The following is a 13,367-nucleotide window of genomic DNA, read 5'->3' as shown; positions in this document are numbered from 1 at the left end:
GCCGCGGGCGGACTGCGCTGCAGCCTGGAGGCTGGGGTCGCCGAGACGCTGCCAGGGACGGGCGGGCAGGCCGGCCTTGGTGAGCAGGGTCCTGTTGTGGAACAGGACGCGGCCGTCTTGTGTTCTCCGGCAGGCCGTACTTCTTGCCGTCGAGGATGCCCGGGTTCTGTACGCCTGCGGGATCTGCGACCGGCCCTCCCACTGCTCGACGGTGGCGCCGCCGGCCTCCGGATGTAGCCGGCCTGGGCGGACTGTCCGACCGGATGCCGTCGATGTCGATCATGTCGGCGCCGGCCCTGGACGTGAGAACGAGCGCGATCTTCGTCTTGTACTGCTCGTCGTCGAGGCCGCTGGGCTGGAAGAGCACCTTGTCGTTGCGGGGCGTCCTCTCGAACTCGGGGATCACCCACCGCCTGATCCAGTCGGCGGACTCGGAGCTCTTGCCGCCGGAGACGGAGTTGGCGGCGATCGTCGGGGAGATGCTGGCTGCGCCGGTGCCGCAGGACGTGAGGGTGAGGGCGGCCGGGGTGGCGATCACCGCAGGTCGCCGGGGGGAGCCGCAGGTTGGCCGCCTGTTCGGGATGTGCGGACTTAGCGGCGGTCGCGTGGCCGCAGGGGGCCGTAAAGAAACGATCTGAACACGGAACGGGGCGGCGTGTGATCACGCGGGTTCGCCGTGAGCTGATCGTGGGAAGTGCAGACAACAACGCAACATGAGTAGGGTCGCCCTAGGAACACTGACGTTTGGAGGGAGTCGCGTGGCATCGCACAGGGATCTGCCCGCCGGCTTGGTCAACCAGCTTTTCCGCAACACCGGAAGTTCCTCGTTCACGGAGTTTGTCAGCTCGTATGCGCCTGATTTGCTGCCGCAGCGGAATGAGGTGCTGGCCACCCCGATCGGCGACCAGGTCCCGCACGCGACGACGATCGTGGCCGCCACCTTCGCCGGTGGCGTGATCATGGCGGGCGACCGGCGGGCGACATCGGGCAACATCATCTCCCAGCGCGATGTGGAGAAGGTCTTCCGCGCCGACGACTACTCGTGCATGGGCATCGCGGGCACGGCCAGCACCGGCATCGAGTTCGCCCGGCTGTTCAGGGTGGAGCTGGAGCATTACGAGAAGCTCGAGGGCCGCACGATGTCGGTGGCGGGCAAGGCCAACCGGCTGGCCACCATGATCAGGGGCAACCTTCCGATGGCGATGCAGGGGCTGGTGGTGGTGCCGCTGTTCGCCGCGTACGACCCTGACAAGGATGAGGGGCGCATCTTCAGCTACGACGTCGCGGGCGGGCCGTACGAGAGGGAGAGGTTCGACGCGATCGGCTCCGGCTCGATCTTCGCGCGTGGGTCGCTGAAGAAGCTCTACCGCGACGGGGCGTCGGCCGACGACATGACGATGACCCTCATCCAGGCGCTCTATGACGCCGCCGACGACGACTCGGCGACCGGTGGGCCCGATGTCACCAGGAAGATCTGGCCGATCGTGTCGGTGATCGACGCCGATGGCTTCCGCCGGCTGAGTGAGGATCAGGTCTCCGACTACGTGGAGCAGATGCTCGAAGCCCGCCTGATCTCGCCCGACGGCCCCATCGCCCCGCTGCGCTAGAAAGGACCACCGCACGTGTCCATGCCTTTTGGATATGCGTCCCCTGAGCAGATCATGCGGGACAAGGCCGACTACGCGCGCAAGGGCATCGCGCGGGGCCGCTCCGTCGTCGTGCTGCAGTACGTCGACGGCATCCTGTTCGTCGCGCCCAACCCGTCGCGGGCGCTGCACAAGATCAGCGAGATCTACGACCGCATCGGGTTCGCGGCGGTGGGCCGCTACAACGAGTTCGAGGAGCTGCGGCTCGGCGGCATCCGCTACGCCGACATCAACGGCTACACCTACGACCGCTCCGACGTGACCGGGCGCGGCCTGGCCAACCTGTACGCCTCCAACCTGGGCCGCATCTTCACCGAGTCGATCAAGTCGCTGGAGGTGGAGGTCGTGGTCGCCGAGGTCGGCGAGACCAAGGACGGCGACGCGATCTACCGGCTCACCTTCGACGGGTCGGTCTTCGACGAGCACGGCTTCGCGGCCATGGGCGGCCAGGCGGACGCGGTGTCCACGCGGCTCAAGGAGCGCTACCGCGAGTCGATGTCGCTGGCCGACGCGCTGGAGGTGGCGCTGACGGCGCTCACCGAGCCGGGCGGCGAGCGGCCGCCGGTGGCGCAGCTCGAGGTGGCGGTCCTCGACCGCAACCGGGAGCACCGCAAGTTCCTGCGGCTCACGGGCGCCCGGCTGGAGCGCCTGCTGGCCCAGACCACCACCCCGCCCCCGGCCGCCACCCCGCCGCCCGCGGCCAAGCCCTCCTCCGAGGACACCCCGCCTCCCACGGGGCCTGAGGGCGACGTGGACGACGGCTCGGCGCCGCTGTAGCCGTCCACCCTTCTCGAACCCGTCAGGGGCCGCTACGGCGGCCCCTGACGGGTTTTTCGTCGTCTTGCGGGGGTTTCCCCGCTCGCCGGGGGAGGAGGGTGATTTCACGGGCGGCCTCCGGCTTGGGATGGCGGAGCTACGGTGGCGAGTCGGCGGCGGTGCGCGGGGCGGTGGCGCAGGACGGTGAGGGGGCGGCGAGGGGGTGTGGCCGCGTGGAGGGCGGTGGGCGACGGATGGTGGGGAGCTCGGGCGGGGGCATGGCGGCGATGGCGTGGGCCGCGGGGGCCGCGATGGAGAGCTTGCGGCGGTGGGTGAGGCAGCGTTACGGCGCGGGGCGGTGAAAGGGCGGCGGTGAACGGGTGGCGGGGTCCGTGGTGGCGGTCGGCGGGTGGCGGGGGGTTGGGCGGGTGGCGTAACACGAGGGCGTGGCACGAGGGCGCGGTGCGGGGGCGTGTGCTGGGGTGTGGGCAACGGTCCAATGGGCGCTATGGGGGCGCTGCGGGGGTGCCGGCGGTGCAGACGGTGTCTGGGGGCGCGGGGACCGCGTGGGTGGTGCGGTGGTGCGGAGGCGGTGCATGAGGTGCAGAGGGCTGCGTAAGTGGTCGGGGCGGGGAGGCGGTGCATGGGTTGCGGAGAGATGCGGGAGGTGTACGCGGTGGGTAGGCGACCACGGGCGATGCGCGCAACTGTGTGGGCGGTGGCGTCGAGGTGGTGAGGGGCTCGGGGGGCGTGGAGGTTCTGAGGTGAGGTGAAATCGTGGAGAAGGTGGGGGTGCGGGAGTGTGATTTGTATCACTGGGGTGGGGGTGAACTTTGGGGGGTGATGGCGGATCTCAGAATCCGTGAACACTCCCATGCGTGGCCTCCTGGCGGCCGGTGCCGCTGTGGCCGTGGTGCTGAGCTCCGGTGTGGCCGCTCACGCCGCCCCTGCGGCGGCTGTGGCGGCCGGTGCGGCGTCCGGGTATGCCGCTGCGTTCCCCAAGTTCAAGGCGCCCAAGCCGTTCGGTACGACCTTCCAGTCCGACCCGAAGCACGACTTCACCAAGGGCATCCACTCCCGCCACGACGGCATCCTGCGCGGCCGGATCACCGAGATCCGCGGGGACGTGGCCGAGTACGAGCCGATCAAGTGGAAGAAGGGCACCGAGACCGAGGGCTACTTCGTGGGCCCGCCCGAGGGTGACGTCATGGCGTACGCCTCGCCCGTCGCCAAGGACGTGGTCTACCTGTCGGCGTTCGGCTGCTCGAAGTCGGAGGGCGCCATGACGGTCAACCGGAACACGGGGCTGGGCAGCAAGCGCTGCCCCAGGTCGGTGCTGATGAAGCGGGAGGGGAAGCCCGCGCTCATCACCGTCTACAAGGGGAAGATCGTCCAGGTTCAGGAGATCTGGACGCCCTGACGCCGAGGGTCCTGGAAAAGCGGCAGAACGGACCCGCGCCCCGTGGGGGCGGGCGCGGGGACAAAGGGGATAAAAGAGGGGTCACAGAGGGCCGGGTGGGAAAACACCTGGAAGATCTCTCCCGCTCGCCGATCCAGGGGCATAGTGTGAGGTGATGGATCGTCGCATCTTCGGGCTGGAGAACGAGTACGGCGTGACCTGCACGTTCAGGGGACAGCGCAGGCTGTCGCCCGACGAGGTCGCGCGCTACCTGTTCCGGCGGGTCGTGTCCTGGGGCCGATCGAGCAACGTCTTCCTCCGCAACGGCGCGCGTCTCTACCTCGACGTGGGCAGCCATCCTGAATACGCAACACCCGAGTGTGACAACGTCATCGAGCTCGTCACCCACGACAAGGCGGGCGAGCGCATCCTCGAGGGCCTGCTGGTCGACGCCGAGAAACGGCTTCGCGAAGAGGGCATCGCGGGTGACATCTATCTGTTCAAGAACAACACGGACTCGGCCGGCAACTCCTACGGTTGCCACGAGAACTACCTGGTCGGCAGGCACGGGGAGTTCGGGCGGCTGGCGGACGTGCTGATCCCGTTCCTGGTGACGCGGCAGATCATCTGCGGGGCCGGCAAGGTCCTGCAGACGCCGCGCGGCGCCGTCTATTGCGTATCGCAGCGGGCCGAGCACATCTGGGAGGGCGTCTCCAGCGCCACGACCCGGTCGCGGCCCATCATCAACACCCGGGACGAGCCGCACGCCGACGCCGAGCGGTTCCGCCGCCTGCACGTCATCGTCGGCGACTCCAACATGAGCGAGACCACGATGCTGCTCAAGGTCGGCGCCACCGACCTGGTGCTGCGCATGATCGAGTCGGGCACGGTGATGCGGGACCTGTCGCTGGAGAACCCGATCAGGGCCATCCGCGAGGTCTCCCACGACATGACCGGCCGCCGCAGGGTGCGCCTGGCCAACGGGCGGGAGGCCTCCAGCCTGGAGATCCAGCAGGAATACCTGTCCAAGGCGAAGGACTTCGTCGACCGCCGCGGCGGCGACGCCATCGCCCACCGGGTGCTGGAGCTGTGGGAGCGCACGCTGAACGCGGTCGACACCGGCAACCTCGACCTGGTCTCCCGGGAGATCGACTGGGTGACGAAATACCAGCTCATCGAGCGTTACCGCAAGAAGTACGACCTGCCGCTGTCCTCGCCCAGGGTGGCCCAGCTCGACCTGGCCTACCACGACGTGCACCGCAAGCGCGGCCTGTTCTACCTGCTGCAGAAGCGCGGCTCGGTGGAGCGGGTGGCGTCCGACCTGAAGATCTTCGAGGCCAAGTCGGTGCCGCCGCAGACGACCAGGGCGCGGCTGCGCGGCGAGTTCATCCGCAAGGCGCAGGAGAAGCGGCGCGACTTCACCGTCGACTGGGTGCATCTCAAGCTCAACGACCAGGCGCAGCGCACGGTGCTGTGCAAGGACCCGTTCCGCAGCGTGGACGAGAGGGTGGACAAGCTCATAGCCGGGATGTAGCGCGTGGTTTACCTCGGGCCTACCCGGATGTCGGATAGGGTGACGCGAATCTGCCGTCTTCCCGAGGGAAACCCATGCGCCGCGCTCTGGCCGTACTGGCCGCCGTGCCACTGATCCTGTTCGCCGCCGCCTGCGGCTCCGACAACGGCGCGAGCACCGGCGCCGCCGGCGCCGGGTCGGGGGTCAAGGTCACCGGTGACGTGGGCGCCAAGCCCACGGTGACCTTCCCCGCCGGCACGCCCGCCACCAAGTCGTCGTACGAGGTGATCCAGCCGGGCACCGGTGACGGGATCAAGTCCGGCGACCGCGTGATCGTCAACCTGACCGTCTACAACTGGGACGGCAAGGGCAACGCGGTCCAGGGCTCCTCGTACGACACCAAGAAGCCCGAGACGATCGCGGTCGACCAGCAGATCCCGCAGGTGCTGCAGGAGGGCTTCACCAAGGTCAAGCACGGCGGGCGGCTGCTGGCCGTGCTCGCCAACGACAGTGTCGCCCAGCAGCAGGCCACGCAGCAGCCGGCCGAGCCGACCAAGGTGTTCGTGTTCGACATCGTCGGCACCCAGCCGCCGCCGCTGAAGGCCGCCACCGGCAAGGAGACCGGCGAGAGCCTCAAGGGCGTCAAGGTCGACAACCCGGGCGGCGACAAGGCGCCCACGCTGACCACGAAGACCGGCGACAAGCCGTCGGACAAGCTCGTCGTCAAGACCCTCATCGAGGGCACCGGCCCGAAGGTGGAGGCGAGCCAGACGCTCACCGTCCACTACACGGGCAAGCTGTGGGGCAGCGACAAGCAGTTCGACTCCAGCTGGGAGCGGGGCCAGCCGGCCGAGTTCCCGCTGTCGGGGGTCATCAAGGGCTGGCAGCAGGGCCTGGCCGGGGTGCCCGTCGGCAGCCGGGTCGTGATGAGCATCCCGCCGGACCTCGGCTACGGGGACCAGGCGCAGCAGGGCATCCCCGCCAAGAGCACCCTCGTGTTCGTGGTGGACATCCTCGGCGCCTCCTGAACCGACTCTCCCGTCCGGCCCGCGCGCGGGCCGGACACGGCAGGACGGGGCCGGGCGCGGTAGCATCGCCACGCTCAGCCCCGCCGCGTGGGAGGACCGATGCCGCACCGCCGTACCGCCGCGTTACTGCCGGTCCTGCTCCTGCTGGCCGGCTGCTCGGGCGGGGTGGCGCGCGATCCGGGCATGACGGTGGACGGCCCGTTCGGGGCCAGGCCGACGATCACGTTCGCGGGCGGCGCACCGGCGGCCGGGCTCAAGGTCGAGGAGCTGGCGAGCGGCGACGGCGCCCGGCTCGGCGCGGACGACACGGCGATCGTCCAGTACACCGCGCACGTCTGGGACGGCGGGGACAACCGCCTGGTCGACTCCACTTTCGACCGCGGCACCCCGGCCGCGTTCCCGCTGGGGGAGCTGCCGCCGGGGCTGGACGGGGCGCTGCGGGGCCGCAGGGTCGGCAGCAGGGTCCTGGCCGCCCTTCCGCCCGATCAACGCCGTGGCGCGCGCCTGCCGCCCGGCGTCGGCCCGGATGACGAGATGGTCTACGTCGTCGACATCCTCGGCGCCCACCCCAGGGGCGCCTCGGTCGAGGCGGGCGGCGGCTCGCTGGCGGGCGTGCGCGTCGGCGCCGGCGCCCCGCCCGGGCTGGAGGTGCCCGCCACCGCCCCGCCGGCCGCGTTCGAGGCCAAGGTGCTGGCCAGGGGTCAGGGGCGCGGCACGCGGGCGGGGCAGCTCGTGGTCGCCCAGTACGAGGGCGCGATCTGGAGCCGCCGCCGCGTCTTCGAGGCCACCTGGACGAGCGGCCGGCCCAAGGCGTTCAGGATCGGCGACGGCGGCGTGCCCAAGGGGTGGGAGGCGGCCCTGGTCGGGGTGCCCGCCGGCAGCCGGGTCCTGATGGTCGTCCCGCCCTCCTACGGCTACGGCCCCGCCGGCGACCCCGCCCGCGGCATCACGGGCACCGACACGCTCGTCTACGTCGTGGACGTCATCGCCGCCTATTGAGGCAGGATGATCCTCATGATCCGTGCATTCCTGGTCATCGCCTCCGCCTTAGCCGTCCTCCTCGGCGGCGCCACGGCCGCCTCCGCCGCCGGCGGCCCGCCCTTCTGCAAGGGCGTCAAGAAGCCCTGCGTCGTGGGCGGCGACGCCGGCACGACGTGGGTGAACACCTCCGCCTCCAGCAAGGCCCAGGCCAAGGCCGTGGCCGCCCGCGTGCTGAAGAACGCCCAGGCCACCTACCGCCGCTACCACGCGCCCGAGTGGGTCGACATCTGGGTGATCAAGAAGGGGGCGTGCTGGCGCAGGTACGGCAACGTCCCGTCCAACGCCAGCCGCGCGTGCACGTACAAGCACGTGGAGCGGAAGCTTTCATAGACTCCCGTTGTGAGTAGCGACGACCTCGACGCGCTGGCCCTCCTGCACGACCCCGTACGCCGCAGCCTGTACGCGGCCGTCGCGGCCCGCGGCGGCGACGTGGGCAGGGGTGAGGCGGCCGAGGCCGCGGGCGTCTCCAGGACCCTCGCCGGCCATCACCTCGACAAGCTCGTCGAGGCCGGGCTGCTGGAGAGCGGGTTCCGGCAGCAGGAGAAGAAGGGGCCGGGCAGCGGCCGGCCCGCCAAGGTCTACCGCCGGGCCAGGGGCGAGCGGTCGGTGAGCCTGCCGCCGCGCGACTACGCCGCCCTCGCCTCGGTCCTGGCCGAGGTCGTCGACGCGCTGGGCGCCGAGGAGCGGGCCGAGCGGGCGGCGCGCGAGGCCGGGGCCCGGCTGGCCAAGGGGCACGCCGGTGAGCCCGTCGAGCGGGTGCTCAGGGAGCGCGGCTACGAGCCGTACGAGGAGGGCGGCGCGCTGCGGTTGCGCAACTGCCCCTTCCACGTGCTGGCCGAGGAGCAGCCGCTGCTGGTGTGCTCCATGAACCTGGCCCTGTGCCAGGGGCTGCTCGAAGGGCTCGGCGACGAGCCGGGCCGGGCCAGGCTCGATCCGCGGCCGGGGGAGTGCTGCGTCTCCCTCTCTAAAATAAATGAGGATTGACATAGAAGGCGGACGGGTGGTGTGCTGAGCGTCATGCATCTCGCTGAGCTGAACATCGCCCATCTGCGCGCGCCCATCGACAGTCAGGACCTCGCCGAGTTCGTCGCCCTCCTCGAGCCCATCAACGCCGTCGCCGACGAGTCCCCCGGGTTCGTGTGGCGGCTGAAGGAGAGCGAGAGCGACCCCACCGCCACCGTCATCCACGACTACGGCGACCACCTGCTGATCAACTTCTCGGTGTGGGAGTCGCTGGACACCCTGTGGAACTACACCTACCGCAGCGTTCATCTGGGCGTGCTGCGCCGGCGCAGGGAGTGGTTCCTGCGCATCGCGGAGCCGTACATGGTGATGTGGTGGGTCCCCGAGGGTCACATCCCGTCGCTGGCCGAGGGCATGGCGCGGCTGGAGCGCCTCAGGGCCGAGGGGCCGAGCCCCGAGGCGTTCACGTTCAAGGACTCCTACGACAGCAGCGAGGCCGCCAGCCTGCCCGCCGCCGCCGAGGCCAGGAAGTAGGGCAGGTCCTCCTCCAGGCCCCTGCCCATCGTCGACAGGCGCACCGGGGACTCCCGCAGCGCCTCGTGCAGGCCCTCCACCGGCACCGGCACCAGGCGGTGCCGGACGGCCAGCAGCTCCGACTGGTCCCTGACCCGCTCGCCGAACTCCCCGGGCAGCTCCGGCACCGGCACGTCGGCGGGCGTCAGGGCGACCCGGCCGTAGGCGGTCAGCGAGTGGTGCGAGACCCCGTAGTGGCGCTCGCGCCGGTCGCCCTCGCTGACCCGCAGCGCCGCCACCGGGCGGCCGCGGAGCACGCCCGCCGCGTTGACCGCCTCGCCCGCCGACACCCCGGAGAAGCCCCACCTGGTGCCCGTGCCCAGGTTGCCCGGGCCCTGCGCGACGATCGCCACGTCGGCCTCCAGCACGTGCCGGGCCGCCAGCAGCCCCGTGTGGACGGTGACCGCCTCCACGTCGCCGCCGAACGACTGCCCGACCGTCACCACGCCCGCCAGCCAGCCGATCTCCCGCAACCGGGCCGCCGCCATCGAGAACCACACCGGCAGCGCGCCGCCGTCCTGCATCACGTACGCCACCCGCGTGCCGGGCCGGTCGGCGTACAGGCCGCACAGGATCGGCGCCAGCGCCGAGTGCAGGTCGGCCACCACCACCGGCATCCCGTCGAGCGAGTCGGCCTCGCGCAATCTGTCGTGATGCGGGGAGTCCTGCTCGTCGGCGCCCAGCACCGTGGCCTGCAGCGGCGTGTAGCGGGCCTTCACCAGGTGGCCCGGACCCGCGGGATCTTGCGGCAAACGGTTCGGGACGGCCACCACCATGGCGTAACCTCCCGTACCGAGACCCATCGCGAGTGCCGTCGTGTTGAGCAGCACCTCGTCGCCGGGTTCCGGGCGGCCCACCAACGGCGGATACGCCAGCGCCCGGCACTCCCCTTCGGGGACGGCGACGTCCAGCTCCACCGCTCCCGGCCACTCGCGCCGGATCCGTACAACCTCGCCCTTGCGCCATCTGATCACGGGGGCAGGGTAGCGTCGATGCAGGAGGAGTGAGGCAGATGTCGCGCCGGAAGACCGAACGGTTGCTCAATCTGGTGATCTGCCTGCTCGCCACCCGGAGGCCACTGTCGGCCGAGCAGATCCGCCAGGCCGTCCCCGGCTACGACCGCGACGGCGACGAGGCGTTCCAGCGCATGTTCGAGCGTGACAAGAACGAGCTGCGCGAGATCGGCATCCCCATCGACGTGGTGCGCGACCCCTGGGAGGACGAGCCGGGCTACCGGATCGAGCGCGAGTCGTACGAGCTGCCGGAGATCACCCTGGAGCCCGACGAGGCCGCCGTGCTCGGCCTGGCCGCGCAGGTGTGGCAGCGGGCCAGCCTGGCCGAGGCCGCCTCGGGGGCGCTGCTGAAGCTGCGCGCCGGCGGCGTGGCCACCGAGCAGCCCGTCGGCCCGTCCATGGGCGGGGTCATGGGCGGCGGCGCGCTGGAGCTGCGCGTGGACACCCGCGACCCGGCCTTCCCCGCGCTGTGGGACGCCGTGCGCGACCGGCGCGTGGTGCGCTTCGACTACCGCAGCGCCGGCAGCGAGAGCGTGCGCGCCCGCACCGTCGAGCCGTGGGGCGTGGTCAGCCGCAACGGCCGCTGGTACGTGGCCGGGTTCGACCGCGACCGGCAGGCGCCGCGCGTCTTCCGGCTCAGCCGCGTCACCGGCCAGGTCACCGTCATGGGCCGGCCCGGCGCGGTCGAGGTGCCCGAAGGGGTCGATCTCCGGGGTATGGTCGGCTTTCCCGACGACTCGACGGACGAGCGGGTGGCCGTCGTCCGCGTCCGCCAGGGCACGTGCGAGGGGCTGCGGCAGCTCGCCTCGGCCGTGCGTACGGGGGACGCCGGGTGGGACGAGGCCGACCTGCCCTTCACCGACCCCGAACGCCTGGCCGGCTGGATGGCCAGCCTCGGCGCCGACGTGGAGGTCGTCGGGCCGCCGGACGCCCGCGAGGCCGTCATCCGCCGACTGAAGGGGGCAATGGCATGACAGAGGAGCTGAGATGAGCGGGTCGGCCGACCGGCTGCCCAGGCTGCTGGCGCTGGTGCCGTACCTGATGTCCCACCCGGGGGCGCAGGTCGACGAGGTGGCCGCGGTGTTCGGGCTGAGCGAGAAGCAGCTCATCGACGACCTGCAGCTGGTGTGGATGTGCGGCCTGCCCGGCCACACCCCCGGCGACCTCATCGACGTCTCCTGGGACGGCGGCGAGATCATCATCGACAACGCCGAGACCATCGCCAGGCCGCTGCGGCTGGGCATCGACGAGGCCAGCGCGCTGCTGGTCGCGCTGCGCATGCTGGCGGCGACCCCCGAGCTCGCCGAGGTTCCGGGGGACGCGCTGCCCCGCGTGACGGCCAAGCTGGAGCGGGCCGCCGGCGAGGGCGCCGCCACCCTCAGCAGCCAGCTCGCGGTCGACGTGGACGCCGCGCCGGACGCGCTGCCGCGCGTGCGCGAGGGGCTCACCAGGGGCCGGCGGCTGTCGCTGCGCTACTACGTGCCCGGGCGCGACGAGGTGACGCCGCGCGAGGTCGACCCCACGCGGGTCGTGGTCGTCGACGGCCGCACCTACCTGGAGGGCTGGTGCTACCGGGCCGAGGCGATGCGGCTGTTCAGGCTCGACCGGATGCTCGGCGTGGAGGTGCTCGACGTGCCCGCCGACCCGCCGGCCGAGGCCGAGCCCATCGACGTCACCCAGGGCGTCTTCCGGCCCTCGCCCACTGACGAGCTGGTCGAGCTGGAGCTCAGCGCCGCCGGGCGGTGGGTGGCCGAGTACTACCCGTGCGAGCAGGTCACCGAGCTCGGCGAGGGGCGGCTGCGGGTGGCGCTGCGGGCCCGCGACGAGGACTGGATCCTCAAGCTGGCGCTGCGCCTGGGCGACACCGGCCGGGTCGTCTCTCCCCCCGAGATGGCCGAGACCGTGCGCCAGGAGGCCGAGCGGGCCCTGGCCCTGTACGCTCACCAGTCATGACGTGGATCTACGTGGCGGGCGGGCGGGCTGTGCGTGGCGGGGCTCGGCGTGGTCGGGGTCGCGGGTGCCCGCGTCGTCGTGGCGGCACGTACTCTGAAGAGGGAAATCGCCGAGGCGACGGCTCAGCTGGAGCCGCGGCGGGCCAGATTGGCGGGCCAGGGGGGTGAGACCACGCCTCAGGCAGCGTACGATCGTGGCTGAAAAAAGGCACTCGCTAGAAAAGGGCGTTTCATGTCGAATCTCGGAGTCCCCGAACTTCTGATCATCGCGCTGGTGCTCGTCCTGCTGTTCGGCGCCAAGAAGCTGCCCGAGATGGCCCGCGGCGTCGGCAGGTCGCTGCGCATCTTCAAGTCCGAGACGGCCAAGCTCCGCGACGACGACGAGGACACCCACACCGTCCAGGCGCAGGCGCAGGCGCAGGCCCCGGCTCAGCCGCAGCCCCAGCCGGCGCAGCCCTCGCAGATCCAGGCCGCCCCTGCGCTCTCCGCGGAGGAGCAGGCCAGGCAGCTCGAGGAGCAGGCCGCCAGGCTGCGCGCCAGCGCCGCCCAGGCCGACAAGCGAGCCTGACCCCCATCCCTCCTCGTCACCTGGACTGTTAGATGGCGTTGCTCAAACGGTCGAGTCAGCCCGCGCGTGACCCCGAGGGCCGCATGCCCCTCATGGAGCACCTGCGCGAGCTGCGCAACCGGCTGCTCATAGCGGTGGCCGCCGTCGTCGTCGGCGTCATCGTCGGTTGGATCTTCTTCGACCCCGTGTGGGAGGCGATCAAAGCCCCCTATTGCGAGACCGTTCAGTCGCGCCAGCTCAACGGGCAGTGTGCCCTGACCTACAGTGGCATCTTCCAGTCTTTCTTCATCACGCTGAAGGTCTCGTTGATGATCGGCCTCGTGGTGTCCTCGCCTGTCTGGCTCTACCAGATCTGGGCGTTCGTGACCCCCGCGCTCTATCGCAACGAGAAGCGCTACTCGATGGCGTTCATGGGGCTGGCTGTCCCGCTGTTCGTGCTCGGCGCGGCGCTGGCCTACATCATCATGGACACCAGCCTCGGCATCCTGCTGGGATTCTCGCTCGAAGGCACTGTCGCCACCATCGGCATCGACGACTATCTCGACTACGTCCTGATCATGCTGCTGATCTTCGGCGTGTCCTTCGAACTGCCGCTCCTGCTCGTGTTCCTGAACTTCATCGGCGTGCTCTCCTACGCCACGGTCAAGAAGCACCGCCGCTGGGTGGTCTTCGCCATGTTCGTCTTCGGCGCCGTCATCACGCCCGGCGGCGATCCGCTGACGATGATGGCCCTGGCCGCACCCATGATCGTGCTCTACTTCCTGGCCGAGTTCTTCATGTTCATGCGTGAGAAGCGCATGCCCGCCACCGAGGACTTCTCCCACCTGTCCGACGACGAGGCCTCCCCGCTGGTGGAGGACTCCACTCCGGTCGACGACGAGCGCTCCGGGGAGGATTCCGGTTCCACGCGATAGG

General features: G+C 70.9%; 15 protein-coding genes. 14 read left to right on the top strand and 1 reads right to left on the bottom strand.

Annotated features, from left to right (window positions below; translation table 11 throughout):
• The first annotated feature begins 272 nt into the window (after positions 1-272).
• From HD596_RS51940 to HD596_RS51895, 10 genes are all read left to right on the top strand, one after another.
• Entirely contained in the window at positions 273-638 is a 366-nt protein-coding gene (locus HD596_RS51940) for a hypothetical protein (RefSeq protein WP_185076842.1), read from the top strand.
• 120 nt (positions 639-758) lie between these two features.
• Positions 759-1,607, top strand: a complete 849-nt coding sequence (gene prcB / locus HD596_RS51935; protein WP_185076841.1) for a proteasome subunit beta — start codon at positions 759-761, stop codon at positions 1,605-1,607.
• A gap of 21 nt (positions 1,608-1,628) precedes the next feature.
• Positions 1,629-2,423, top strand: coding sequence for a proteasome subunit alpha (gene prcA / locus HD596_RS51930; protein ID WP_185076840.1), 795 nt, complete (start codon positions 1,629-1,631; stop codon positions 2,421-2,423).
• A gap of 853 nt (positions 2,424-3,276) precedes the next feature.
• Complete coding sequence (locus HD596_RS51925) at positions 3,277-3,822, top strand: hypothetical protein (RefSeq protein ID WP_185076839.1); 546 nt, start codon at positions 3,277-3,279, stop codon at positions 3,820-3,822.
• 154 nt (positions 3,823-3,976) lie between these two features.
• Entirely contained in the window at positions 3,977-5,335 is a 1,359-nt protein-coding gene (gene pafA, locus HD596_RS51920; RefSeq protein ID WP_185076838.1) for a Pup--protein ligase, read from the top strand.
• A 74-nt stretch (positions 5,336-5,409) separates the two neighbouring features.
• Positions 5,410-6,342: an FKBP-type peptidyl-prolyl cis-trans isomerase gene (locus HD596_RS51915; protein ID WP_185076837.1), complete on the top strand. Its 933-nt coding sequence runs from the start codon at positions 5,410-5,412 to the stop codon at positions 6,340-6,342.
• A gap of 99 nt (positions 6,343-6,441) precedes the next feature.
• Positions 6,442-7,341, top strand: coding sequence for an FKBP-type peptidyl-prolyl cis-trans isomerase (locus tag HD596_RS51910; RefSeq protein WP_185076836.1), 900 nt, complete (start codon positions 6,442-6,444; stop codon positions 7,339-7,341).
• A 15-nt stretch (positions 7,342-7,356) separates the two neighbouring features.
• Positions 7,357-7,713, top strand: coding sequence for a hypothetical protein (locus HD596_RS51905; protein ID WP_185076835.1), 357 nt, complete (start codon positions 7,357-7,359; stop codon positions 7,711-7,713).
• A gap of 9 nt (positions 7,714-7,722) precedes the next feature.
• The gene (locus HD596_RS51900) at positions 7,723-8,367 is read left to right on the top strand and encodes a helix-turn-helix transcriptional regulator (RefSeq protein ID WP_185076834.1); all 645 of its coding nucleotides are present in this window, start codon (positions 7,723-7,725) and stop codon (positions 8,365-8,367) included.
• Between the two features lie 33 nt (positions 8,368-8,400).
• Entirely contained in the window at positions 8,401-8,880 is a 480-nt protein-coding gene (locus tag HD596_RS51895) for a DUF3291 domain-containing protein (RefSeq protein WP_185076833.1), read from the top strand.
• Here the strand turns inward: HD596_RS51895 and HD596_RS51890 are convergent.
• The gene (locus HD596_RS51890; RefSeq protein WP_185076832.1) at positions 8,826-9,893 is read right to left on the bottom strand and encodes a DUF3866 family protein; all 1,068 of its coding nucleotides are present in this window, start codon (positions 9,891-9,893) and stop codon (positions 8,826-8,828) included. The genes HD596_RS51895 and HD596_RS51890 overlap by 55 nt on opposite strands.
• Before the next feature lie 38 nt (positions 9,894-9,931).
• Here HD596_RS51890 and HD596_RS51885 point away from each other — a divergent pair, with 38 nt between their 5' ends.
• The 4 genes from HD596_RS51885 to tatC all read left to right on the top strand — a co-directional run bounded on the left by HD596_RS51885 (position 9,932) and on the right by tatC (position 13,366).
• A complete protein-coding gene (locus HD596_RS51885) occupies positions 9,932-10,906 on the top strand; it encodes a helix-turn-helix transcriptional regulator (protein WP_185076831.1) in 975 nt (324 codons plus the stop codon).
• 13 nt (positions 10,907-10,919) lie between these two features.
• Positions 10,920-11,885 (top strand): helix-turn-helix transcriptional regulator, encoded by a 966-nt coding sequence (locus HD596_RS51880; RefSeq protein WP_185076830.1) that lies wholly within the window; start codon positions 10,920-10,922, stop codon positions 11,883-11,885.
• A gap of 231 nt (positions 11,886-12,116) precedes the next feature.
• Positions 12,117-12,452 carry a Sec-independent protein translocase subunit TatA gene (gene tatA, locus HD596_RS51875; RefSeq protein WP_185076829.1) on the top strand — a complete coding sequence of 112 codons (336 nt, stop codon included), beginning with the start codon at positions 12,117-12,119 and terminating at the stop codon, positions 12,450-12,452.
• A 32-nt stretch (positions 12,453-12,484) separates the two neighbouring features.
• Complete coding sequence (gene tatC / locus HD596_RS51870; RefSeq protein ID WP_185076828.1) at positions 12,485-13,366, top strand: twin-arginine translocase subunit TatC; 882 nt, start codon at positions 12,485-12,487, stop codon at positions 13,364-13,366.
• Position 13,367: the final 1 nt, after the last annotated feature.

Origin of the sequence: Nonomuraea jabiensis (assembly GCF_014204795.1) — a bacterium.
Classification (GTDB): Bacteria; Actinomycetota; Actinomycetes; order Streptosporangiales; family Streptosporangiaceae; genus Nonomuraea; species Nonomuraea jabiensis.
The sequence above is the reverse complement of the archived record's forward strand: the minus strand, read 5'-3'. Positions and strand labels throughout refer to the sequence as shown.